The organism is Gibbsiella greigii (genome assembly GCF_039540155.1).
GTDB classification, from domain to species: domain Bacteria; phylum Pseudomonadota; class Gammaproteobacteria; order Enterobacterales; family Enterobacteriaceae; genus Gibbsiella; species Gibbsiella quercinecans.
In genome coordinates, this window is record NZ_BAABEM010000022.1 from 102,129 (window position 1) to 123,311 (window position 21,183).

Genomic DNA, 21,183 nt, shown 5'->3' on the forward strand with positions numbered 1-21,183 from the left:
AAAATGCCGGGATATGAAGTCAATTTTGATGGGCTAGTGGGGCTTACGCACCATTACGCCGGGTTGTCATATGGCAATGAAGCCTCTGTGCAGCACCAAAACAGCCTGTCCAACCCGAAACTGGCGGCGAAACAAGGGCTGCTGAAAATGAAAGCGTTGGCGGATCTGGGCTTCCGGCAAGCGGTGTTGCCGCCGCAGGAGCGGCCGCATATTCCGACGCTGCGCCAACTGGGGTTTGCTGGTTCCGACGAAGCCGTCCTGGCACAGGCGATGCGCACAGCGCCACGGCTGTTATCCGCATTAAGCTCTGCCTCGCCGATGTGGACGGCTAACGCGGCGACGGTTTCGCCTTCCGCAGACAGTGCGGATGGCCGGGTGCATTTCACCGCGGCCAACCTGAACAATAAATTCCACCGGGCGATTGAGGCAAAAACCACCTCGGCGGTGCTGCGGGCGATTTTTCGCGATGAAAAGCATTTTGCACACCATGCCGCTTTGCCGCAGGTGGCGCTGTTTGGCGATGAAGGCGCGGCCAACCATAACCGCCTGGGCGGCGACTATGGCCAGCGAAGCGTGCAGGTGTTCGTCTATGGGCGCCAGGAGTTCGGTGGAGAAGTGGCGCCGGTGCGTTACCCCGCGCGCCAGAGCCGGGAGGCCAGCGAGGCCATCAGCCGCTTGCACCAACTGGATGAGCGCCACACGGTGTTTATCCAGCAAAACCCCAGTGTGATTGATCAGGGGGTGTTCCATAATGACGTTATCGCCGTCAGTAACCAGCAGGTGCTGTTTCATCATCAGCAGGCCTTTTTGCACCCGGCGCAGGCGCTGGATGAAGTACGGCGCAAAATGGCGACGCTGGAACAGGAACTGGTGGCGATTGAAGTCCCCACTGAGCGGGTTTCGGTGGCGGATGCGGTGGCGACCTACCTGTTCAACAGCCAGATCCTGACCAAGCCGAATGGCCGTATGCTGATTGTGGTGCCGGAAGAAGCTCGCCAGCACAGCGGCGTGTGGGGCTATTTGAATGAAATGGTCGCATCGGGTGGGCCGATTGACGAGATTAACGTGTTTGATTTGCGCGAGAGCATGCGCAACGGCGGCGGCCCGGCCTGCCTGCGTTTACGCGTTGCCTTAACGGAGCAGGAACTGCAGGCGGTGAACCCTGGCGTGCTGATGAACGACCGGCTTTTTGCCGCCCTGAACGCCTGGGTGGATCGCTATTATCGCGATCGCCTAAGCCAGCAGGATCTGGCCGATCCGCAGTTGTTGCGGGAAGGGCGGGAAGCGCTGGATGCGCTAACGGCGATTCTGGGGCTGGGGGCGATTTACGCATTCCAACGTTAAACAAAGGTGTGCATATGCTGGATTTATTAGCCCTAACGCTGGCGGGCGAAACTCCCGCCCAGCAACAAGGGCAGAACCAAAACCTGCGGTGGCGCTGGTTGGGGGAAGGGATCCTGGAGCTCTGCCCACTGCACGCTTATCGCCAGGCCGTGGTCTTGTCGGCAGGTATTCATGGCAATGAAACCGCGCCCATTGAGCTGTTGAACAACCTGGTCAATGCGCTGCTGGCCGGGCGCCGGCCGCTGGCGGCGAAGATGCTGATTATGCTTGGCAACCCCGCGGCGATGCGCGCTGGCAAGCGTTATCTGCACAGCGATATGAACCGGATGTTTGGTGAGCGCGCCCAGGAGTTCCCCGCCAGCGGTGAAACGGTGCGGGTGCAACAGTTGGAACAGGCAATTGCGGCCTTTTTCGCCGGCGAAAGCGCTGAGCGTTTTCACTATGATTTGCACACCGCGATCCGTGATTCACGGTTGCCACGTTTTGGCATTTTGCCTTTCCAGCCAGGGCCCTACAGCCCTGCGCTGCTGGCGGCGCTGGACGCGGCGGCGTTGGATAGCCTGGTGCTGCACAGTGAGCCGGGGGGAACCTTCAGCCACTTTACCTGCGAGCATGCCGGGGCAGCCAGTTGCACGCTGGAGCTGGGCAAGGCGCGCCCGTTTGGGCAAAACGATCTGCAGCAGTTTGCAGCTATTGAACGCGTGCTGCAGGCGGTGGCCAGCGGCCAACCGCTGCCAGCCCGGCAGGGGGCGCCGATACGGGTGTTCCGCGTTGAGACATCGTTGATTAAACGCAGCGCAGCGTTTCGTCTGTATTTGAGCGATGACACCGCCAATTTTACCGAGTTGCCCGAGGGGATGCTGGTGTGCGAGCAGCCTGATGAGGCCTACCGGGTGCAACATGCCAAGGCGTGGATCCTGTTCCCCAACCCGAATGTGGCGCTGGGGTTGCGTGCCGGGTTGGTGTTAACCGAGATGGCACGCAGTACGCTGTTCTGAGCCTGTGAACAGGCCTTTGTGCTATTAGGGATCGCATCTGGCGTTTTATATCTGGCCGCCGGTGCGTTCTCTGTTTAATTTAACCGATAATAACGGCCTATAATATGTACTTATATGTTCTCTACGTCGGTAATATCACGCTTCCCGACGTACCTGTCTAAATTAAATGCTTGATTAACGTCTACCGCTATTTTCCGTTTTATCGTTTGGGTATATTACGAGCAGTTATAGGTAAACCGGATAGTGCCATCACTATAATTTATACATCCAGCCCCTTAATTCTGAATGATAAATAACCAAACACAATGCGTTTTCGCTGCATAATTTGCTGTGTAATTATGCAGACATGATTTTTATTTGATTAATAATCAATGCGTTATGATTTATTATTCTGGTTTATTGATACTGCGCTACCCGTTTGCGCAGGTCGCCGGCAGCATTTTTTTATTTTAACTTTCGAAACATAATGATAATGTCTCTGGGCCTTAAGTTCAGGGCATATAAAAACTACAAGATCATAGCTCAACAATATAAGTTGGGCATGACGTTCGGGTATTAATTCAAGATCTAGGAATGAATAATGATGAAACGCAGTGTATTAGCCTTAGCGGTGCTAGGTAGCCTCACGTCTTTTGCTCACGCAACAGAAATTTATAATAAGGAGGGTAACAAGCTCGATCTCTATGGCCGGCTCAATGCCAAACACACTTTCACCGATAACAGCAGCAGCGACGGCGACACCAGTTACGTGCGCCTAGGGTTTAAAGGTGAAACGCAGATCACCAACCAACTGACTGGCTACGGGCAGTGGGAATATCACGTCGCCACCAACCATGCAGAATCTGAAGGCACTACCGGCACCAAAACCCGCCTGGGCTTTGCCGGCCTGAAGTTCAGCGATTATGGCTCCTTTGACTATGGCCGTAACTATGGCGTGGTCTATGACGCAGCATCCTACACCGATATGCTGCCAGAGTTTGGCGGCGACTCACTGAGCAATACCGATAACTTCATGACCGGGCGTTCTAACGGCCTGGCGACCTACCGTAACCGCGACTTCTTCGGTTTGGTTGATGGCCTGAACGTTGCGTTGCAATACCAGGGCAAGAACGACGCAACCAGCCGCCCGGTGAATCGCCAGAACGGTGATGGCTATGGTTTGTCTGCAAGCTACCAGGACATCGGCGGCACCGGTATCGGCGTGGTTGCGGCCTATTCGGCGGCTAATCGCACCAGCGCGCAAAAAACGCTGGCCTATGGACAGGGCGATAGCGCCACGGCATGGTCAACCGCCATCAAATATGACGCTAACCAACTTTATCTGGCGGCGATGTATGCGGAAACCCGCAACCTGACGCCTATCAACGTTCGCGGCACCACCGGCTTTGCCAATAAGGCCCAGGATATTGAAATTGTTGCCCAGTACCAGTTTGAAAATGGCCTGCGCCCGTCTCTGGCATACGTACAATCGAAAGGTAAAGACATTGAGGGCATCGGCGATGCCGATTTGGTGAAGTACGTTGAAATCGGTGCAACGTACTACTTCAACAAAAACATGTACACCTATGTTGATTACAAAATCAACCGCCTGAGCGATAACAACCCACTGAATCTTAATAGCGATGATGTGCTGGCCGCCAGCCTGACCTACCGTTTCTAAACGGCCGCTGTCTTAACGGACCAGATAATCACGACGGGGCTACGCATATTGCGCGGCCCTGTATTTTTGAGGAGTTGGAGGGCGATGAGCCTGATACATCGTCGGTGGGGTTAGAAGGGGGCATATTCGTTCGCGGGCAGCCAGAAGCCGTCAATCCAATCTTCAACCGGGTAGCAACCCGCATGGCGCAGGTTCTGCTCTTTCATGACGAACAGGCATTGGCGCTCATCGCGCAGTACGTCAACCACAATGTCGGCACAGCCGCCATCCAGATAGCATACAAACATCACTAATGCGTACATCGCTTTCTTCCTTATGACACAGCCAAATGCCGCCAAGATTTGCCGGTTTCCTGAAAAAACCGTAACGAATCTGGCCCGGGGGCGACCCATTGAGTATAGGTGAAAAATACGCTAACTGCTTAATCACGCGGGGCTAATTGAAAATATCACGTGTGCTGCTAAGCTTAACCTGTCTTAAATAGAGGCAACAACACAACCATCAACAGGAGTGAATATGGGACTGTTTAATTTCGTCAAAGAAGCTGGCGAAAAACTTTGGGACACCGTTACCGGTAATGCCGCCGATCAAAGCGCCAAGCTGAAAGAGCATCTGGATAAAAGTGGGCTGCCGGATACCGATAAAGTTGATGTTAAGGTTGTCGATGGTAAAGCGGTGGTGACCGGCGAAGGCATCAGCCAGGAGCTGAAAGAGAAGATCCTGGTGGCCGTCGGCAATGTGGCTGGCATCAGCGGCGTTGAAGACCATGTTGCGGTGGCGCAGAGCGCGGCTGAAAGCCAATTTTACACGGTGAAAAAGGGCGATACCCTGAGCGCCATCGCCAAAGCGGTTTATGGCAACGCGAATCAGTACAATAGAATTTTCGAAGCCAACAAACCAATGTTAACCCACCCGGACAAGATCTATCCAGGCCAGGTTTTGCGTATCCCGCAGTAAGCTCTGCCCGCATAACGTTACCAACCGGTCATAGACCGGTTTTTTTATTCGCTTGATGACAGATGCGATATACTCCTGCGACACACACGCCGTTGGCGTGATGAATTAAGACAAACTGCGTGAAAAACCCCCGCAATACCCTAAAAGAAACCGATGACCGTGACGCGCTGGGGGATGTTCCGTTTGCCATCACCGTACTGGCAATGGCATCCTGCTCGCTGATCATTTTGGCGCTCATAGTCACGTTGTGGTTGACATAACGTCATGCACACAGGAGAAAACATGGAGCACAATCTCCACGACGAAACGAAACTGCTCGCTATCATTGGGCTACTGGTTGCTGTACTGCTCGTGGTATCGATACTGTTCGGCATCACTTATTTTTCAGATACCCATACCGCGCATGAAGGCGTTGATGTGCAAAATTGCTACCTTAAGGCGACTTAGTGTTTGGCTAAAATATGTGCTTTCGCTTGGCTAAGCACAGCGGGAAAAATAAATTTTACTGCGCATTCGCCTATTTGCTCCTTATTGGTGCAATGGGCGGGGCTAAATAGCGTGGCGATTTTCGCGCAAATAAAAAGCAATAAAGTAAAGGATAACAAGCGGGGGGGTAGGTTGCTGTGGGCAGCCATTGCGGTGCATTGCCGCACGTTCCCCATCAGAACGCGCCTGCCCGCGGGCTGGCAAGCCCGGTTTCAGTGATGTGATGCAGGATATTTGTACTCATGCTACCGGCGTTATACTGGATAAGTGTGATCTAGCATCCATATTTTTAATCCTGTCAGGCGGGCGCGGTTAAATAGTGATCTCCAGCAAGTAATTAACGCGAATGGGCAATTAAAATGCTTCCCATGAACTGAATTACCAACATTGTTAGTTGATGCCTGTGAGGTTGTTATGAGCCAAATACTCTACCGTGCAAGATTGTCCCACGTCGTTATTGTAACGGCAGCGTTTTGGGTTTCTATCGCTACTTTATTGGTGGTGGCGCTAAACTAAGCCGGTTGTTTAAAATAATTTATTCGGCGCTGGGCCTATATTCTTTGGCCTGGCGCAATAAATGCGCATATTATCCCTTCTTTTTGATTTCCCATCCCGTGGTGAGTACCCGCCAATACCCGTCATTCCATAATGCATAGTATGCCTATGTTGGGTTTATTTTCTTTTTTTAATGCGTTATCGCAGTGTGGGCAAGGGCTGCGCGTGTTGGCCTGGGCAAGGCGCGCTCACGCGGTTTTCTGATGGATAATATGCAACGGCGGATCGATATGCAGATCCACACTGAGATCCTGGCGGAAATCATAAGGCGTGATGTTGAAACGCTTTCTGAACATATAGGTAAAGTGCGACTGCGAGCCAAAACCAAAGTCCATGGCAATGTCGAAGATAGAGGCATCACTGCTGCGCAATTGATACACCGCCCCGGCCAAACGGCGCTCACGAATATATTTGCCCAGCGATATCCCGGTGGCTTCCTTGAACAGTTTTTGCATGTGCCACAGTGAGTAACCGGAATACGCAGCCAGTTCTTCCAGGTGAATGACTCGCCCTAGGTGGGTTTCAACCCATTTGCTGAGGGCGCAGACCAATGAGAGGTGGTGTTCTTGAATCATCAGCGCGTCTGTGTGAGATCTACATGATCGTGAAGTATACACAACTTGCGGCAGGGGACAAAAAAACCGGCCGCCGCGCGCCGGTTAATTCAGACAAATCCAGCGAGCCACCCTGGCGCGCGCGCATCCGCCGCCTTGCGTTGAGAACCTGTTGTCAGGCTAATGTAAAAAGGGGTACTCTGAATTTGCCCGCTACCGCCTAAAGTGGTTCAGGCCGCAGTGATAACAGCCAAGACAAAAGCTAGCCGTAACAACGTAGCGTTGATGGGGTGATCGCATGTTAATGACAGTGATTATTACTTTGGTTGTGATTGTGGGCGTTGCTGCTTTTATGGCTGCCCCTACGATAATGGCAAATAATGCGGAAGGTGTGGGAGGTGAAAAACAGTGATTATTGGCCGATTGATATGCCCCTGTGTGGGTTGAGGTTCCTTTAAAGCCTGGGCGATGGCCCGGGCTTTCGTTTTCTGTGCGTTACACGTTTTTGCGTTCGACGGTTTCATCACCCCAATAAAGCTGGTTGGCGTTGGTTTTGGCAAATGCCTTCGCCAGCACTTCGTCGCTGCCTTCTTCCCAGATTTTCTGCGCTAATGCCTCGTCATCGCCGGCGGCTTCGAAAATCGCCTCGGCGATTTCAACGGAGGTTTCCCGCACGCTAGCCCAGGATTTGATATTGTGGTTTGCCATAAAAAACTCCCTCTTTATGCATCAATGTGGCATGCGATATCGCAATGGATAGGTAAAGTATAAACCAGTCCGGCGGTTTTTCCCGGTGCTTACGGCGTATTTATGCTGAAAAATCAGGGCTTGCGCGGCCAGGCGGCGGTAAAATCACGCGGTGCATGTTATTCTGTGCCGCTGCTGAATAAGAAGGAAGATTATTATGTCTACGATTTTGAGCAACGATCAGGAACTGGTGTCTGATCTGGTCGCCTGCCAACTGGTTATTAAACAGATACTGGATGTGATTGATGTTATTGCGCCGACGGAAGTGCGGGATAAGATGGCCAATCAACTGAAAAACGTCGATTTCTCATCCAACCCGGCGGGGGCGGATCCGGTTACCCGGCGGGCGGTTGAAAAGGCCATCGCGCTGATAGAAATGAAATTCAATCGTTCATGACACTATAACCCACACCGCCAGATAAACAGTGGTGTGATCAGTCCACCACTGTCTCAATTTTTTTCAGCATTGGGCAGGATGGGGTGCCGATCACACCATTCTCGCCGTTGAGATATTGAGCCGTCACCACGTTACGGGCGCTGAGGTATTTGCACTGCAGGCCTAGGCCCGCGACGTTTTTTTGGCTGCCGATGAGCACGCCGTAGCCGGAGAACAACAATGCCCCATAGAGCAGTGCCAACAGTACGCACAACTTCAGTAATTTCTTCACGTTCGCTCCTTATTGTCGATTGCAGGCACGATCTAGCCACGGCTGCCCGCGCCAGGCAACAGTAACAGTCTGAAAGATAGGATTTAACGTATCGTTAAAGTTTGTTTAGGTTGGGTGTGTTAGCATTAAGAACCTATTAACACGTTAACAATGAGGCTGCTAATTTTGTTGCGGAAAAAAATCCTCATGATAATTGCCATCCTTGCAGCATGCCTGTTCTTTTATCTGCTTGCGCTGGATAGCTACTGTGATGAAGATGGGAGCTTTGCGCTCGGTATTTGCTCCATTACCCGTTTTATTCCCTGGTGACGGTTCGGCACTATGCTCTCTTTGCAGATGATGTTGGTATCCCCTGGGGAATGCTAAGATGTGTGCTGTCTTTTTTTGCCGTTGAAAGGGTAGTCCATGTTCGATTTAGGTGTTGGCCCGGCGGGCCTGGTTTCGTTAGCGGTGGGCATTCTGGCGGTGGCCCTGGGGCTATGGCTGTGGTTCCTGGTCAACCGTGCCAGCGTGCGGGCAAATGAGCAGATACGTCTGCTGCAGGAAATCGCGGAGCAGCAGCGCCAACAAACGGCCCTGCTAAAACGCTTGGTGCAGGATACCGCGGGTGAAGAAACCGCCTCGGCGGATGAGGCCGCCCCCGGGTTGGATTTTAGAGGTTTTGTGCCTGAGCGTTGATCGCAACGTATTTTGCCTGTATGCCGCCGTGGCCCCACGGCGGCTGTCATAAATCTGTCGTATCGGCGTCGTAAGGTAATTCAAACTAATACAGGATGGATTAAGCCGATGATTAAATGGCATGAAGAAAGTGACGCTGAGGTTAACCGCAGCATTGCGTTGCTCACCGGGGAAAACCCGGACAAATGGTACCCCTACGGCGGCATTAAAGGTAAAGACTACTGTAAGAACCCCGCTGACGCCTGGCCGATTATCTGCGCCAACAAAATTAGCCTGAACGCCGACAGCCAGGGCAACCCCGATCGTTGGCTGGCGCGCATCGCCACCCAACAGGGCGAATGGCAGGCGGACAGCAATAGCCCATTGCGGGCCGCAATGATTTGCTTCCTGCTAAGCCGCCAGACCGAAGGCGTTGAATGCTAACGCCGCATCACGGATAACATCTCCAGTTTCTTCGTTCTTTTCTGCAGAAAACCGCCCCTTTTGCCCGCCAGGGGGCGCTACTCCTTGCTACCTTCGGGGTTAAATGTTAAAAAACCGCCCGCATTCACACGTGCTAACGCGCGATATTCTGCGTTAACTACGCGGAATGTTCAGTCATACGAGGATAAAATGGGCGGCCAGGTTCAGGATAGCGCGCTAAAACGCGGTTTAAAAAACAGACATATACAACTTATTGCTCTTGGCGGGGCGATTGGCACCGGGCTATTTCTCGGCATCGCGCAAACCATCAAAATGGCGGGGCCATCGGTACTGTTGGGGTATGCGATAGGGGGCTTTATTGCCTTTTTGATCATGCGGCAACTGGGCGAAATGGTGGTGGAAGAGCCGGTTGCCGGTTCGTTTAGCCATTTTGCCTATAAATACTGGGGCGACTTCGCCGGTTTTCTTTCCGGCTGGAATTACTGGGCGATGTTTATTCTGGTCGGCATGGCGGAGTTGACCGCCGTCGGCATTTACGTTCAGTACTGGTGGCCGGAGATCCCCACCTGGGCTTCGGCGGCGCTGTTCTTTGTGCTGATCAACCTGATTAATTTAGTGAATGTGCGGATGTACGGTGAAACCGAGTTCTGGTTCGCCATTATCAAGGTGGCGGCGATCGTCGGGATGATCGGCTTTGGCGCCTATCTGTTGGCCAGCGGCAGCGGCGGGCCGGAAGCCAGCGTGCGCAACCTGTGGCAGCAGGGAGGCTTTATGCCGCACGGTATCTCCGGGCTTGTCATGGCGATGGCGGTGATTATGTTTTCGTTCGGCGGGCTGGAGATGGTGGGCATCACCGCGGCGGAAGCGGCAGAACCGCGTACCAGCATCCCCAAGGCCACCAACCAGGTAGTGTATCGTATCCTGATTTTCTACATCGGTTCGCTGGTGGTTCTGTTGTCGCTGTATCCGTGGAGTAAGGTTGCGGATGGCGGCAGCCCGTTCGTGCTGATCTTCCACGCACTCAACAGCAACCTGGTGGCAACTATCCTTAATGTAGTGGTGCTCACCGCGGCGTTATCGGTATATAACAGCGGCGTATACTGCAATAGCCGCATGCTGTTTGGCCTGGCTAAACAGGGCAACGCGCCGCAAGCGCTGACGCGGGTGAACAAACGCGGCGTGCCGGTGTTGTCGATTGCGCTGTCGGCATTGGTGACCTCTATCGGCGTGTTAATCAACTATGTGATGCCAGGCAAGGCGTTTGAGCTGCTGATGGCGCTGGTGGTTTCCACGTTGGTGATTAACTGGGTGATGATTTGCCTGGCGCATATGAAATTCCGCGCGGCGAAAAACCGCCAGGGCGTGATCCCAAGCTTTAAGGCGCTGTGGTACCCGTTTGGCAACTATCTGTGCCTGGCATTCCTTGGCCTGATTCTGGTGATTATGTATTACAGCGAAGGGATTAGGATTTCAGTGCTGTTGATCCCGGTATGGATCCTGCTGCTGTGGGGCGGGTTCTTGCTGACGCGCCGTGGTAAAACGGCCGCGGTGAAATAAACGCGCCGATTGCGGCAATAACAATGAGGCGCCCCTGGGCGCCTCTGGCGTTTTATCCACGTGGCATTAAGGCTCCGGCCTTGTGGCCGCGGCCCAACAGTTTGCGGCACAGCACGAACAGGGTTGTCATAATATCAATCGCGACAACGCTGGCTATCAGCAGCCCCAGGATCAGAATGCTTAGCATCGCGCCAAACAGTGCCACCAGCGGCGCAGGAATACGCGCCCGCCGCAGTTTCATGGCCAGATACATTTTGCCGTATTGAACCTGGGCCAGCAGTTTGCTGCGGATGCCGCCCGTGCGGGCAGAAGATTTGCGTGTTGTACAACGGCCCATAATTTCCCCTTCATTGAATGACCGAAACAAGTAAAACATAACGTTCTTAAGAAATGCTTAACGGGCTCTGGCGGCCCTTGCTGCATGACCATAACTGTGACAACAACAGGGTGCGAAAGGTCAGTGGCGATAGAGAGTTTGCTCCATTTTGTGATAATTATCTTATCCTTTGGATGCAAATGGCTGTGGGTTACCCGGAGAGCGCCTATGAAGATCACTAACCGTTATTACAATGCCAGCAAGGCGCATCATACGCCGCAAGGGTTTCGCAACCTGGAGCCCACCCAGCGCCAGGAGGGCGACTTACAGCGCTGGCGGGCTGAACGCAAAAAGCTTGGTTTGCCGAAGCCGCCGCAAATGGGATACCGGCAGTTTACTCAACGTTGGTGGCAGCAGGCCGATCTGCAAGGCAGTAACGATAGCGTATGGTGGTTGGGGCATGCCTCGGTATTGCTGCGCCTAGGCGGGCGCTATGTGCTGATTGACCCGGTGTTGTCGCCTCGCGCATCGCCGCTCAGCTTTTATGGCCCGAAGCGCAAAACGCCATCGCCGCTGGCGGTACGCGACTTGCCCGCCGTGGATGTCTTACTGATCTCCCATAACCATTATGATCATTTGGATCGGCGCACCATCCGCCAGTTGGCCCGGCGTTTCCCGCAGGCAACCTGCGTGGTGCCGTTGGGGCTGAAGCATTGGTTTCGGCGCTATCGTTTTCAGCGTGTTGAAGAATTGGATTGGTGGGACAGCCTGGCGTTGGGCGATCTGACCGTGCACGCGGTGCCCGCACGCCATTGGAGCATGCGCACGCTGTGGGATCGCAACCGTTCTTTGTGGTGCGGTTGGGTGATCCACCACCCGGCGTTGCGCTTCTATTTCTCTGGCGACAGCGGTTATTCCGACCGGCTGGCGGAGATCGGCGCGCGCCTGGGGCCATTTGATCTGGTGGCATTGCCGATCGGCGCCTACGCGCCGCGTTGGTTCATGCAAACGCAGCATATGGATCCGCAGCAGTCTGTCCAGCTGTACCAGCAACTGAATACGCCGCGGGCGTTCCCGATTCATTGGGGGGTGTTCGAACTGGCCGATGAGTCGCTGGATGAACCGCCGCAGCAATTGCACCAGGCGCTGAGCGCCGCGGGTATTACGCAGCCTGGTTTTCAACCGCTGAAGATCGGCGAGCGGATAGATATCGTTGGCCGCAGTTAACGGCTGCATAGCTATGCAGGGTTGACGGCGGGGCGCGGTGGGCAGGCGCCGCTAACGTTTGGCCAGCGGCGCCAGCGCTGCCGTGGTGTTGTCAGGCCGCCCGGCGCGGGGCGCAGTAAGCTGATGCGGCTCACATTTATTAAAATTGTTATATGGAATATTAAATTTCATATAGATTCAAAATTTTTAACGTTTTAAGCAGTGTGCCGCCGGGCGCGTTCAAGCCGCTAAACTTAGCCATTTTGTTAAAATGCAGACGGGGCGTGGAGTGTGGCGGCATGCCTATGCTAAGCAGAAAACAGATAAAGCTTCAACATCTTTTAATCTGTTTAAGCTATTGTTGCGACTGACCGTTTCAAATATGTGCGACGTGTCGATCGACGATTAAAAATGGCTTGCCATCGCATACAGAGTATGTGATAACGCAATTGGGTAAAACGAGGTACAGTTCTGTATATGTGTGGCATTTTCAGTAAAGAAGTTCTGAGTAAAGACGTTAGCGTTGAATACCGCTTCTCTGCCGATCCTTATCTTAGTGCCTCAAGCAGTAACGACTCTAGTTTGTCTATGTAACGCCTACGGGCGGTTTAAACAATCCAAAGGAAATACTCAAGATGGCAAAGATTAAAGGTCAAGTTAAGTGGTTCAACGAGTCTAAAGGTTTCGGTTTCATCACCCCGGCTGACGGCAGCAAAGATGTGTTCGTACACTTCTCTGCAATCCAGGGTAACGGCTTCAAGACCCTGGCTGAAGGCCAGAACGTTGAGTTCGAAATCCAGGATGGCCAGAAAGGTCCATCTGCAGTTAACGTAACTGCTATCTAATCAGCGTCAGCTGTATAAAAAGCCCGCCAAGTGCGGGCTTTTTCGTTGTGATGAGCCACCGCCGGCACGGTGGTTTTTTTCTGTTTATTTGCTCTGATGCATGATAATGCCGGCATATTGATTACGGCCCTTAATTCCCGGATGGTTGGGATCTTTTGCCCGGCGGTGGCTGTTGCGGCGAAAGCTGGTGTATTTGAAACGGTACGGCAATGCCGGATCCTGATTCAGGGTGCAGATAGTGCAACTGCCAGCACGATCGACGCCGGCAAAGCCCAGGTCTTGTAATTTTCTGGCGGCGATCGCCACCAAATCCAGGTGCCGATAGCGTGGGCTGATAAGCTGCGCGGGCAACGCCAGCGCCTGTTGGAACTGCTCCACCAGCGCTTCATCAACCTGATAGCAGCAGGCGCCGGCTGCCGGGCCGATAGCGGCCACCCAGTTGGCCGTGCTGTCTGCTCGATTAATGTGTGCGGCCATACATTCCAGGATGCCGTTCAATAATCCGCGCCAACCGGCGTGTACGGCGCCAATCGCTGTGCCGTCACGGCGGCTGAACAGCACCGGCAGGCAATCGGCCGTGAGCACGTTGAGCAGGATACCCGGCTGCGTGGTATAAAAGCCGTCGGCTTCGCCGCAGGCCTGGTGCGGCGCGGTAACGTCAACAATGCGCGTTCCGTGCACCTGTTTCTTTTCTGGCATGGTGTCTTGGTAATGCGCTAAATGTTCGGGGAGCAGGGCGCCCTTGTTGCCGAAACCGTGCTTGATGGTGGGGATTGCGCCAAGCAGCGCAGAATAATCAGCCATAAAACCTTCTTGCCTGCGTCAGGAAACCAGCTCCCAGTGTAATCAGCTTTGTTCGGCATTGACCAGTGGAATTAGGCTACGGCGCAGTTGTTGCCCGCATGGCGGAATGAAACGGGATGCCGCCTTGCAACGTCATTACGCCTTCTTTAGACTAGGCACGCTCCGGCAGGAATGCCTGGGGCTTTGCCTAATGCACCTCTCTTTCTGGAATCTTCCTCATCATGTCTTATCAGTGCCCTTTGTGTCATCAACCGCTCCATTTTGCTGCCCGCCAGTGGCGTTGCGCGAGCAACCATCAGTTTGACTGTGCGAAAGAAGGTTATGTCAACCTAATGCCGGTGCAGCACAAACGCTCGAAACAGCCGGGCGATAGTGCGGAAATGATGCAGGCGCGCCGGGCCTTTCTCGACGCGGGGTTCTACCGTCCGCTGCAGCAGCGGGTGGCCGAACTGCTGGATGACGCGTTGAGCAGTAGCGCAAGCGCTCTGCTGGATATCGGCTGCGGTGAAGGGTATTACACGGCGGAGGTGGCCGCACGGCTCGCGCAGCGGCGGGCGTTTAGCACTTACGGGCTGGATGTGGCGAAAGTGGCTGTCCGCTACGCCGCGAAGCGTTATCCCACCGTTGCATTCTGTGTGGCATCCAGCCATCGGTTGCCATTTGCGCAAGCCTCTTTGGATGCGGTATTGCGCATCTACGCGCCCTGCAAAGCCGAGGAATTGGCGCGGGTGGTAAAACCCAGCGGGGTGGTGGTGACGGTATCGCCCGGGCCGCGCCACCTTTACCAGCTTAAAGCGCAGGTTTACCAGCAAACCCAACTTCATGCCGAGGTTGACGAGCAACTGCCCGGTTTTGTCTGTGAAAGCAGTGAACAACTGAGTTACCCGATGGCTTTGCCGGGCGAGCAGGCGGCAAATTTATTGCAGATGACGCCGTTTGCCTGGCGCGCCTCGCCGGAGGTGCGGCAAAGCCTGGCGAACTGCGCGCTGTTCGATTGTGAGACGGATTTTACGATCAGGTTGCACCGGCGGCAAGGGTAGGCGTTTTTTAAGAGAGAAGGGGGGAACGGCCAGGAGCCTATGTTGGCCCCCGGCGTTGCCGGGGTGGCCGGTCAGGAAAGAAAACCCAGGTGCTCCAGCAAAATATTCACGCCGATGCCAATTAATACGACGCCGCCGATCACTTCGGCCCGTTTGCCAAACAGTGGGCCGATAAAGCGGCCAATCATCATGCCCAGCGTCGCCATGATCATGGTAGCGCAGCCGATGGCCATTGCGGTGTGCACGATATTAACCTGTAGGAAGGCCAAGCCGACGCCGATCGCCATCGCATCCAGGCTGGTGGCGATCGCTGTTGCCACCAATACCCAAAAGCCGTGGCGGCGGACCTGCGGTTCTTCCTCGTTGCGGTGGCGCATACCTTCAACGATCATACGCATGCCCAGAATGAACAGCAGGCTAAACGCCACCCAGTGATCCCATTCCATAATATAGCGGCTGGCATACAGACCAATGCCCCAGCCAATAAGCGGGGTAATGGCTTCGATGATGCCAAAGATAAGGCCGGTACGGAGTGCTTCACGGAAACGGGGTTTATGCAGCGTGGCGCCTTTGCCGATTGATGCGGCGAAAGCATCCATGGACATGCCAAAAGCAAGAATAAGCGTTGCGGATAGATTCATTTGAAATAACCTCGGCCGGGAGCCTCCATATACACGCAACCCACCCCCAACCATACGACGGAGTCACGTGCCTATGGTCTCGCCAACCTTTCCTGGCTACCCGCACCACGTTTTAACAACAAAACGAGTATGTTGATACGGGCGTTTCTGGCTGATACAACCCAGAAACCGGCTACTCCCCAATGACGGGCGCAACCTTATCACATAATTTTTGTTAGAGACAACCCTTAATTATACGAGACATTTTATGTAATTGAGACTTATTTTCATTAACGATAAGTCGTTCGAAAAATAAGGGTAATTATTACACAAAAAATAAAGAGAGGAAGCGACAGTGTTGCTGATTAATTACACAGGGCACTGCCGCAGTATAGTGATTGTTATTGTGGTTTTTATATTTTTATCTTTTGATTTTCAAGGAAAAAGTGATAGATCTTTTCAAGGTCATCTAATTTCGTTACCTGAATTAATAAACGGCGCTGCTCTAAATCAATGGCCAGGATACCGTCTTCAGATAAATTCATCGCCTTAATGCGCGGATATTCAATAAAGGCATTAGCATAGAAAAAACCTTGGGGTTTAAACAACAATTTCGGCCAGCGAATATAGAAAATGTAGACGCTAATCAGCGCTAATGAAATTAATAACCACGTTGTTAATGGTGAACCCTGATTGGTGATATTGCGGTAAACCAAAATGGCGAGCAGGCCGACAAAGATCAGGCAATCGATACGGTTACTGCGTTTCAGCGGCACTTTCAGCAGCGTTTGCCCCTTTATCCGTTCCATACCGAATTCATCATACAGCGCGTACAGCAGCATCAATGCGATAAAAACAACCATTGCGGCATCGGTTAACGACATCCCATCCCCAGCGAAATAATAGGCCGGGGGCAAGCCCCCGGCGGCTAACGATTACAGGCCCAGCAGGCCGATCCAATAACCCAGAATACCGATGACAAAGAAGCCCAGAATGATCCACAGCGCATTGACCTTTCTGCGCAGTAGCCACATACAGCCAAAGGTCAGCAGCAGCGGAATCAAGCCCGGCATCAACTGGTCAAGGATGGTTTGCACCGTGGTCACCGTAGTTTTACCGGTCTGATCGGTAATACTCGAAACCACCAGCGGCACGTTAACATGCGTCCACTTGTTGACCAGCGCCCCCATTACAAACAGGCCGAGTATAGACGCCCCTTCCGTCAGTTTCTGCAGGAAGCCGCCGCCCATATCATTGACGATATCCGCGCCTTTACGGTAGCCATAGGCCACACCGTAATAACGCACCATCAGGCGCACGATGTTGAACAGCAGGAAGAACAGCACCGGCCCAAGCAGGCTGCCGGTCATGGCGATGCCGGCGCCGAGCGCCGCGAATACCGGGCGCATGGTGCCCCAGAAGATAGGATCGCCGACCCCAGCCAACGGGCCCATCAGGCCCACTTTGATACCGTTGATAGCGGCATCGTCAATCGGCGCGCCGTTGGCCCGCTGTTCTTCCATCGCCAGCGTAACGCCCAACACCGGCGCCGCCACGTAAGGGTGGGTGTTGAAGAACTCCAGGTGGCGTTTAATCGCCTGCTTGCGATCGTCGTTGTTCTCTGGGTACAGGCGGCGAATGGCCGGCACCATGGAGAAACAGAACCCCAGCGCCTGCATGCGTTCAAAGTTCCACGACCCCTGGAACAGGTTGGAGCGGAGTGCCACGCCGCGAATATCAGCCGGCGTGAGTTTCTTTTGCGTTGCAGTTGTATCAACCATGTCTCTCACCTATTCCTAGTCCAGTTCGTTATCAAGATCGTTGGGCTGTGTGGCACCGCCCTGTACAACCTGTGCTTTGTTGTATTTCGGGCTGAGCTGGATATACAAAATGGCCATCACCACGCCGATGACGCCCAGCGCAACCAGGTTGAAGTTGGTGAACGCGGCGGTGACGAAACCTGCGTAGAAGAACGGCATCAGGTAGCCGGCGCGCATCATGTTAATGACCATGGCGTAACCGACGACAACGATCATGCCGCCTGCGATGTTCAGGCCGGTGGTGACCACTTCCGGGATGGAGTTAAGCAGCGTGTGGACGCCTTCGGTGCCGACAGAAACGGCCACGATGACCGCCGGGATGGCGATACGCATCGCCTGCAGCATCAGGGCAGAGACGTGTAGCCAACTGATGGCGCGCAGGCTGCCCCGTTCGGCCGCGCTGTCTGCGGCGTGCTGGAAGGCAACGGTGATGGTACGCACGATGATGGTAAGTACCTGGCCTGCCGCCGCCAGTGGGATCGCCAGCGCGATACCGGCCCCCACGCTTTGGCCGCCGGCGATGACCAGAATAGTGGATATGATGGATGCCAGAGCGGCATCGGGTGCGACTGCCGCGCCGATATTCATCCAACCGAGGGCAATCATTTCCAACGTACCGCCGATGATAATGCCGGTTTTCATATCACCGAGGATGATGCCGATCAGGGTACAGGCCACCAAAGGGCGGTGGAACTGGAATTCGTCCAGAATGGACCCCATACCGGCAATACATGCAACGATAAATACCAGCACAATCTGAAGAGTGGTAATCTCCATTGTACTTCTCCTATGACCAAATCGCTCTGAGTAAAATAATTACTGGCAGATGCTATTAATTGAGTTTATTAATCAGATCCATCATTTTCAGTTGGTTATCGCTTGATACTTTTCTCACTTCTAATTCAATACCGAGATCGTTTAATTTTTTGAACGCCTCAATATCTTTTTCATCGACTGAAACGGCATTATTTACCTGGGTTTTCCCCTGGCGGAATGCCATACCCCCGATATTGACTGACTTAATCGTCACGCCGCCGTCAACCACCCGGCAAACGTCGGTCGGGTTGGTGAACAGCAGCATGACGCGATCGCCGGCATATTTGGGGTTATTCCAGACGCGGATCATTTTTGCCACATCCACCACATGGGCGGTTACGCCGGGAGGTGCAACCTGGGTAAGCAACGTTTTGCGCACATGATCGGCGGCCACTTCATCACTAACCACGATAATGCGGCTGACGTTGGTTTCTTTGGTCCAGCGGGTGGCAACCTGGCCATGGATCAAACGGTCATCGATACGCGCCAGACCGATTTTCATATGGTCATTCGGGCCGAGCGGTGCCTGTGGCGCGGCGGCCTGCGGCTTGGGCGCCGCGGGTTTGGCCGGCTCATCGGCAGGTTTTTTCAGCGCTTTAACGCCTTCGCGCCCGGTTTCCAACGCCAGGGCAACCAGCTCGTCAAAGCTTGGGTTGTCGTCGCGCGCCATAAACGTTTCCACCAGCATGGGGATATTCACCCCGGTGACAACCTCATAGTGCTCTTTATCTACGGCAATGCGGCTGGCCGCATTGAATGGACTGCCTCCCCACGTGTCAACCAGAAACAGGACACCACCACTGGTATCCAACCCACTGAGTTTACTAGTATATTTTTCTATCAGGGTTTCGGCGTTTTCTCCGGGAACGAAATCGATAAAGGCGACGTTATCCTGCTCGCCTAGTAGCATTTCCGCTGTTTTCAGCAATTGTTCCGCCGCTGTCCCGTGAGTACCGATGATAATAGCTATTGCCACTCGCTACCTCCTCATTAAACTTCAGGCACGGATTGTGCGTCTTGCCGCCTTCCTGGCAGCGATTCCTCAGTTCAGATACATTATGGTAGAAATATAAAAAAGCGCCCTTAACACTTACCACCGCAGTTTCAAAAACCTGCGCCGGTCGTGGTAGGGCAGCGATAATTATTTTAGTAAGTGAAAAAATAAATTTTGTGACGGCGCTCTGCTATTGAGTGCACGGTTTGATTGAAGTGATACATTTGCAGAATTAATCGACAGGTATCGGCTTGGCAAAACGGGCCGGGATAAAAATCCCGCTTGCCTGCCAAAAATTTCCTGATAAAGTGATTTCTTCTTTCATTACTCAGGAGTGAAGGGCATCAGCCCACCCTATGGACTGTCACCGAAGTTACTGTTTTCCAAGGTTCTACCCGCCACCTGCTGGCATTAAATCCACGTCACGGCCGCTCGGCTATTCACCGGTAATCCCATTTTCATCCCGTACCGTATTCACCATTGGCGCCGCCATGCATCAGCACGGCTTGGCTATTCTGTCTTTTTCCGGAGTCTGATATGGAATTTTTAATGGACCCCTCAATTTGGGCAGGTTTATTGACGCTCGTCGTCCTGGAAATTGTTCTGGGTATCGACAACCTGGTGTTTATTGCCATTCTGGCCGACAAACTGCCGCCAAAGCAGCGGGACAAAGCGCGCATTATCGGCCTGTCTTTAGCGCTGTTGATGCGCCTTGGTTTGCTGTCCGTGGTGTCGTGGATGGTAACGTTGACGACGCCGCTGTTTAGCGTGGCGAGCTTCAGTTTCTCCGGCCGCGATCTGATTCTGCTGTTTGGCGGTGTGTTCCTGCTGTTCAAGGCTACCATGGAGTTGCACGAACGCCTGGAAGGGCATGCTCATCAGGATGGCAGCAACCGCGGCTACGCCAAGTTCTGGGCGGTGGTGGTGCAGATCGTGATCCTCGATGCGGTCTTCTCGCTGGATGCGGTGATTACCGCCGTTGGGATGGTTAACGATCTGCCGGTGATGATGGCAGCGGTAGTTATTGCTATGGCGGTGATGCTGTTGGCATCGAAATCGCTGACTAATTTTGTCAACGCCCACCCGACCATTGTGGTGCTGTGCTTAAGCTTCCTGCTGATGATCGGCTTGAGCCTGATCGCCGAAGGCTTTGGCTTGCACATTCCGAAAGGCTATTTGTACGCTGCAATCGGCTTCTCGATCCTCATCGAGTTGTTTAACCAGATTGCCCGCCGTAACTTCATCAAACACCAGGCGCGCCGCCCGATGCGCGAACGCACGGCGGAAGCCATTATGCGCCTGATGGGGCAACGGCGCGCCCAGCAGCAGGCGGTGGAAGATACGCCACTGCCGGTGGAAGAGGCCTTTGCCGAAGAAGAGCGTTACATGATCAGCGGCGTGTTGACGCTGGCTTCCCGCTCGTTGCGCAGTGTGATGACGCCGCGTAGCGAAATTTCCTGGGTGGACTGCGATCGTTCGCCGGACGACGTGCGGGCTCAGTTACTTGATACGCCGCACAGCCTGTTCCCGGTGTGCCGTGATGAGCTGGACGAGATCATCGGCATAGTGCGCGCCAAGGATCTGCTGGTGGTGCTGGAACAGGGCGGCGATATTGCCGAATTTGCCGCGCATACGCCGCCGATCGTGGTGCCGGATACCATGGACGTGCTCAAGCTGCTGGGCGTGTTGCGCCGGGCCAAGGGCAGCCTGCTGGTGGTCAGCAATGAATTCGGCGTTGTGCAGGGGCTGGTGACGCCGCTGGACGTGCTAGAAGCGATCGCCGGTGAATTCCCCGACGAAGACGAAACCCCAGAGATTGTGGCCGATGGCGACGGTTGGCTGGTGAAAGGCGGCGCGGATCTGCATTCGCTGGAGCAGGCGCTGAACTGTGGCGATCTGGTCAGCCCAACGGCGGACTATGCCTCGCTGGCGGGGTTCTTGTTGTCCTACTGCGGCCAAATGCCGGCGGTGGGGGAAGTGATCGAGCTGAAGCAGTTGCGTTTTGAGATCCGTGCGGTTACCGATTACCGCATTGAACTGGTGCACATCAGCAAAATCGCCCCACCAGAGCCTGAAGAAGAGTAACCGGTTGGCT

Annotated in this window: 27 protein-coding genes and 1 riboswitch; of the genes, 16 read left to right on the forward strand and 11 right to left on the reverse strand. The window is 53.9% G+C overall.

Annotated elements, in window-relative coordinates; all coding sequences use genetic code 11:
- Positions 1–3 precede the first annotated feature (3 nt).
- From astB to AC559G_RS16360, 3 genes are all read left to right on the forward strand, one after another.
- Positions 4–1,344, forward strand: coding sequence for an N-succinylarginine dihydrolase (gene astB / locus AC559G_RS16350; protein WP_498913277.1), 1,341 nt, complete (start codon positions 4–6; stop codon positions 1,342–1,344).
- Positions 1,345–1,358: 14 nt separating this feature from the next.
- Entirely contained in the window at positions 1,359–2,342 is a 984-nt protein-coding gene (gene astE, locus AC559G_RS16355; RefSeq protein WP_498913278.1) for a succinylglutamate desuccinylase, read from the forward strand.
- Between the two features lie 580 nt (positions 2,343–2,922).
- The gene (locus AC559G_RS16360) at positions 2,923–4,002 is read left to right on the forward strand and encodes a porin family protein (protein WP_498913279.1); all 1,080 of its coding nucleotides are present in this window, start codon (positions 2,923–2,925) and stop codon (positions 4,000–4,002) included.
- A 110-nt stretch (positions 4,003–4,112) separates the two neighbouring features.
- Here AC559G_RS16360 and AC559G_RS16365 read toward each other — a convergent pair whose 3' ends face one another.
- Positions 4,113–4,304 (reverse strand): YdfD/YebW family protein, encoded by a 192-nt coding sequence (locus tag AC559G_RS16365; RefSeq protein WP_438597662.1) that lies wholly within the window; start codon positions 4,302–4,304, stop codon positions 4,113–4,115.
- A 214-nt stretch (positions 4,305–4,518) separates the two neighbouring features.
- Here AC559G_RS16365 and lysM point away from each other — a divergent pair, with 214 nt between their 5' ends.
- The 3 genes from lysM (at position 4,519) to AC559G_RS16380 (ending at position 5,406) form a co-directional block, all read left to right on the forward strand.
- Entirely contained in the window at positions 4,519–4,959 is a 441-nt protein-coding gene (lysM, locus tag AC559G_RS16370) for a LysM and BON domain-containing protein (protein WP_498913280.1), read from the forward strand.
- Between the two features lie 119 nt (positions 4,960–5,078).
- Positions 5,079–5,219 carry a hypothetical protein gene (locus AC559G_RS16375; RefSeq protein ID WP_498913281.1) on the forward strand — a complete coding sequence of 47 codons (141 nt, stop codon included), beginning with the start codon at positions 5,079–5,081 and terminating at the stop codon, positions 5,217–5,219.
- Between the two features lie 22 nt (positions 5,220–5,241).
- Positions 5,242–5,406 carry a hypothetical protein gene (locus AC559G_RS16380; RefSeq protein ID WP_498913282.1) on the forward strand — a complete coding sequence of 55 codons (165 nt, stop codon included), beginning with the start codon at positions 5,242–5,244 and terminating at the stop codon, positions 5,404–5,406.
- Between the two features lie 782 nt (positions 5,407–6,188).
- On the opposite strand, the gene AC559G_RS16385 is transcribed toward AC559G_RS16380, so the two are convergent.
- Both AC559G_RS16385 and AC559G_RS16390 read right to left on the reverse strand, forming a co-directional pair.
- Positions 6,189–6,575: a helix-turn-helix domain-containing protein gene (locus tag AC559G_RS16385; RefSeq protein WP_095848433.1), complete on the reverse strand. Its 387-nt coding sequence runs from the start codon at positions 6,573–6,575 to the stop codon at positions 6,189–6,191.
- Positions 6,576–7,049: 474 nt separating this feature from the next.
- Positions 7,050–7,262 (reverse strand): YccJ family protein, encoded by a 213-nt coding sequence (locus tag AC559G_RS16390; RefSeq protein ID WP_438597660.1) that lies wholly within the window; start codon positions 7,260–7,262, stop codon positions 7,050–7,052.
- A 196-nt stretch (positions 7,263–7,458) separates the two neighbouring features.
- Between AC559G_RS16390 and AC559G_RS16395 the strand changes: the two genes are divergently transcribed.
- Entirely contained in the window at positions 7,459–7,698 is a 240-nt protein-coding gene (locus AC559G_RS16395; RefSeq protein WP_438597659.1) for a DUF2766 family protein, read from the forward strand.
- Between the two features lie 37 nt (positions 7,699–7,735).
- On the opposite strand, the gene AC559G_RS16400 is transcribed toward AC559G_RS16395, so the two are convergent.
- Positions 7,736–7,969 carry a YobH family protein gene (locus tag AC559G_RS16400; protein ID WP_346080524.1) on the reverse strand — a complete coding sequence of 78 codons (234 nt, stop codon included), beginning with the start codon at positions 7,967–7,969 and terminating at the stop codon, positions 7,736–7,738.
- Between the two features lie 165 nt (positions 7,970–8,134).
- Here AC559G_RS16400 and mgrB point away from each other — a divergent pair, with 165 nt between their 5' ends.
- The 4 genes from mgrB to AC559G_RS16420 all read left to right on the forward strand — a co-directional run bounded on the left by mgrB (position 8,135) and on the right by AC559G_RS16420 (position 10,627).
- Positions 8,135–8,278, forward strand: a complete 144-nt coding sequence (gene mgrB / locus AC559G_RS16405) for a PhoP/PhoQ regulatory lipoprotein MgrB (RefSeq protein WP_498913283.1) — start codon at positions 8,135–8,137, stop codon at positions 8,276–8,278.
- 96 nt (positions 8,279–8,374) lie between these two features.
- Positions 8,375–8,647 (forward strand): YebO family protein, encoded by a 273-nt coding sequence (locus AC559G_RS16410; RefSeq protein WP_498913284.1) that lies wholly within the window; start codon positions 8,375–8,377, stop codon positions 8,645–8,647.
- A 108-nt stretch (positions 8,648–8,755) separates the two neighbouring features.
- Positions 8,756–9,070, forward strand: a complete 315-nt coding sequence (locus AC559G_RS16415) for a phage protein NinX family protein (RefSeq protein WP_438597657.1) — start codon at positions 8,756–8,758, stop codon at positions 9,068–9,070.
- A 189-nt stretch (positions 9,071–9,259) separates the two neighbouring features.
- Entirely contained in the window at positions 9,260–10,627 is a 1,368-nt protein-coding gene (locus tag AC559G_RS16420; RefSeq protein ID WP_498913285.1) for an APC family permease, read from the forward strand.
- Between the two features lie 52 nt (positions 10,628–10,679).
- Here the strand turns inward: AC559G_RS16420 and AC559G_RS16425 are convergent, their stop codons facing one another.
- The gene (locus AC559G_RS16425) at positions 10,680–10,964 is read right to left on the reverse strand and encodes a hypothetical protein (protein WP_498913286.1); all 285 of its coding nucleotides are present in this window, start codon (positions 10,962–10,964) and stop codon (positions 10,680–10,682) included.
- A gap of 207 nt (positions 10,965–11,171) precedes the next feature.
- Between AC559G_RS16425 and AC559G_RS16430 the strand changes: the two genes are divergently transcribed.
- From AC559G_RS16430 to cspE, 3 genes are all read left to right on the forward strand, one after another.
- Positions 11,172–12,170, forward strand: coding sequence for an MBL fold metallo-hydrolase (locus AC559G_RS16430; RefSeq protein ID WP_498913287.1), 999 nt, complete (start codon positions 11,172–11,174; stop codon positions 12,168–12,170).
- A gap of 456 nt (positions 12,171–12,626) precedes the next feature.
- Positions 12,627–12,743 carry a DUF2627 domain-containing protein gene (locus AC559G_RS16435; protein WP_002211058.1) on the forward strand — a complete coding sequence of 39 codons (117 nt, stop codon included), beginning with the start codon at positions 12,627–12,629 and terminating at the stop codon, positions 12,741–12,743.
- Positions 12,744–12,784: 41 nt separating this feature from the next.
- Positions 12,785–12,994: a transcription antiterminator/RNA stability regulator CspE gene (gene cspE, locus AC559G_RS16440; protein WP_002221949.1), complete on the forward strand. Its 210-nt coding sequence runs from the start codon at positions 12,785–12,787 to the stop codon at positions 12,992–12,994.
- A gap of 84 nt (positions 12,995–13,078) precedes the next feature.
- On the opposite strand, the gene pgeF is transcribed toward cspE, so the two are convergent.
- Positions 13,079–13,798 carry a purine nucleoside phosphorylase YfiH/LACC1 family protein gene (gene pgeF, locus AC559G_RS16445; protein WP_498913288.1) on the reverse strand — a complete coding sequence of 240 codons (720 nt, stop codon included), beginning with the start codon at positions 13,796–13,798 and terminating at the stop codon, positions 13,079–13,081.
- 221 nt (positions 13,799–14,019) lie between these two features.
- On the opposite strand from pgeF, the gene rlmA reads away from it, so the two are divergent.
- Positions 14,020–14,838 (forward strand): 23S rRNA (guanine(745)-N(1))-methyltransferase, encoded by an 819-nt coding sequence (gene rlmA / locus AC559G_RS16450; RefSeq protein WP_498913289.1) that lies wholly within the window; start codon positions 14,020–14,022, stop codon positions 14,836–14,838.
- Positions 14,839–14,909: 71 nt separating this feature from the next.
- Here rlmA and mntP read toward each other — a convergent pair whose 3' ends face one another.
- The 5 genes from mntP to manX all read right to left on the reverse strand — a co-directional run bounded on the left by mntP (position 14,910) and on the right by manX (position 19,070).
- A complete protein-coding gene (gene mntP / locus AC559G_RS16455) occupies positions 14,910–15,479 on the reverse strand; it encodes a manganese efflux pump MntP (RefSeq protein WP_438598520.1) in 570 nt (189 codons plus the stop codon).
- Positions 15,480–15,490: 11 nt separating this feature from the next.
- Positions 15,491–15,672: riboswitch (yybP-ykoY riboswitch) on the reverse strand.
- Positions 15,673–15,871: 199 nt separating this feature from the next.
- On the reverse strand, positions 15,872–16,342 hold the full coding sequence (locus AC559G_RS16460; protein WP_346080485.1) for a DUF986 family protein: 471 nt from the start codon (positions 16,340–16,342) through the stop codon (positions 15,872–15,874).
- Positions 16,343–16,393: 51 nt separating this feature from the next.
- Positions 16,394–17,239: a PTS mannose transporter subunit IID gene (locus tag AC559G_RS16465; protein WP_438598519.1), complete on the reverse strand. Its 846-nt coding sequence runs from the start codon at positions 17,237–17,239 to the stop codon at positions 16,394–16,396.
- 15 nt (positions 17,240–17,254) lie between these two features.
- Entirely contained in the window at positions 17,255–18,055 is an 801-nt protein-coding gene (locus tag AC559G_RS16470; RefSeq protein WP_438598518.1) for a PTS mannose/fructose/sorbose transporter subunit IIC, read from the reverse strand.
- Between the two features lie 55 nt (positions 18,056–18,110).
- Positions 18,111–19,070 carry a PTS mannose transporter subunit IIAB gene (gene manX / locus AC559G_RS16475; RefSeq protein ID WP_438598517.1) on the reverse strand — a complete coding sequence of 320 codons (960 nt, stop codon included), beginning with the start codon at positions 19,068–19,070 and terminating at the stop codon, positions 18,111–18,113.
- 555 nt (positions 19,071–19,625) lie between these two features.
- On the opposite strand from manX, the gene AC559G_RS16480 reads away from it, so the two are divergent.
- Positions 19,626–21,173 carry a TerC family protein gene (locus AC559G_RS16480; RefSeq protein ID WP_498913290.1) on the forward strand — a complete coding sequence of 516 codons (1,548 nt, stop codon included), beginning with the start codon at positions 19,626–19,628 and terminating at the stop codon, positions 21,171–21,173.
- Positions 21,174–21,183: the final 10 nt, after the last annotated feature.

Excerpts from the sequence above, each read along its gene's own strand:
- AC559G_RS16410 (WP_498913284.1), top strand. The coding sequence starts at position 8,375 with ATGTTCGATTTAGGTGTTGGCCCGGCGGGCCTGGTTTCGTTAGCGGTG.
- AC559G_RS16430 (WP_498913287.1), top strand. The coding sequence starts at position 11,172 with ATGAAGATCACTAACCGTTATTACAATGCCAGCAAGGCGCATCATACG.
- AC559G_RS16390 (WP_438597660.1), bottom strand. The coding sequence starts at position 7,262 with ATGGCAAACCACAATATCAAATCCTGGGCTAGCGTGCGGGAAACCTCC.
- cspE (WP_002221949.1), top strand. The coding sequence starts at position 12,785 with ATGGCAAAGATTAAAGGTCAAGTTAAGTGGTTCAACGAGTCTAAAGGT.
- AC559G_RS16460 (WP_346080485.1), bottom strand. The coding sequence starts at position 16,342 with ATGTCGTTAACCGATGCCGCAATGGTTGTTTTTATCGCATTGATGCTG.
- AC559G_RS16395 (WP_438597659.1), top strand. The coding sequence starts at position 7,459 with ATGTCTACGATTTTGAGCAACGATCAGGAACTGGTGTCTGATCTGGTC.
- AC559G_RS16365 (WP_438597662.1), bottom strand. The coding sequence starts at position 4,304 with ATGTACGCATTAGTGATGTTTGTATGCTATCTGGATGGCGGCTGTGCC.
- AC559G_RS16415 (WP_438597657.1), top strand. The coding sequence starts at position 8,756 with ATGATTAAATGGCATGAAGAAAGTGACGCTGAGGTTAACCGCAGCATT.
- AC559G_RS16435 (WP_002211058.1), top strand. The coding sequence starts at position 12,627 with ATGTGTGGCATTTTCAGTAAAGAAGTTCTGAGTAAAGACGTTAGCGTT.
- AC559G_RS16425 (WP_498913286.1), bottom strand. The coding sequence starts at position 10,964 with ATGGGCCGTTGTACAACACGCAAATCTTCTGCCCGCACGGGCGGCATC.
- AC559G_RS16360 (WP_498913279.1), top strand. The coding sequence starts at position 2,923 with ATGATGAAACGCAGTGTATTAGCCTTAGCGGTGCTAGGTAGCCTCACG.
- pgeF (WP_498913288.1), bottom strand. The coding sequence starts at position 13,798 with ATGGCTGATTATTCTGCGCTGCTTGGCGCAATCCCCACCATCAAGCAC.
- lysM (WP_498913280.1), top strand. The coding sequence starts at position 4,519 with ATGGGACTGTTTAATTTCGTCAAAGAAGCTGGCGAAAAACTTTGGGAC.
- astB (WP_498913277.1), top strand. The coding sequence starts at position 4 with ATGCCGGGATATGAAGTCAATTTTGATGGGCTAGTGGGGCTTACGCAC.
- AC559G_RS16385 (WP_095848433.1), bottom strand. The coding sequence starts at position 6,575 with ATGATTCAAGAACACCACCTCTCATTGGTCTGCGCCCTCAGCAAATGG.
- AC559G_RS16380 (WP_498913282.1), top strand. The coding sequence starts at position 5,242 with ATGGAGCACAATCTCCACGACGAAACGAAACTGCTCGCTATCATTGGG.
- AC559G_RS16470 (WP_438598518.1), bottom strand. The coding sequence starts at position 18,055 with ATGGAGATTACCACTCTTCAGATTGTGCTGGTATTTATCGTTGCATGT.
- rlmA (WP_498913289.1), top strand. The coding sequence starts at position 14,020 with ATGTCTTATCAGTGCCCTTTGTGTCATCAACCGCTCCATTTTGCTGCC.
- astE (WP_498913278.1), top strand. The coding sequence starts at position 1,359 with ATGCTGGATTTATTAGCCCTAACGCTGGCGGGCGAAACTCCCGCCCAG.
- AC559G_RS16480 (WP_498913290.1), top strand. The coding sequence starts at position 19,626 with ATGGAATTTTTAATGGACCCCTCAATTTGGGCAGGTTTATTGACGCTC.
- mntP (WP_438598520.1), bottom strand. The coding sequence starts at position 15,479 with ATGAATCTATCCGCAACGCTTATTCTTGCTTTTGGCATGTCCATGGAT.
- AC559G_RS16465 (WP_438598519.1), bottom strand. The coding sequence starts at position 17,239 with ATGGTTGATACAACTGCAACGCAAAAGAAACTCACGCCGGCTGATATT.
- AC559G_RS16420 (WP_498913285.1), top strand. The coding sequence starts at position 9,260 with ATGGGCGGCCAGGTTCAGGATAGCGCGCTAAAACGCGGTTTAAAAAAC.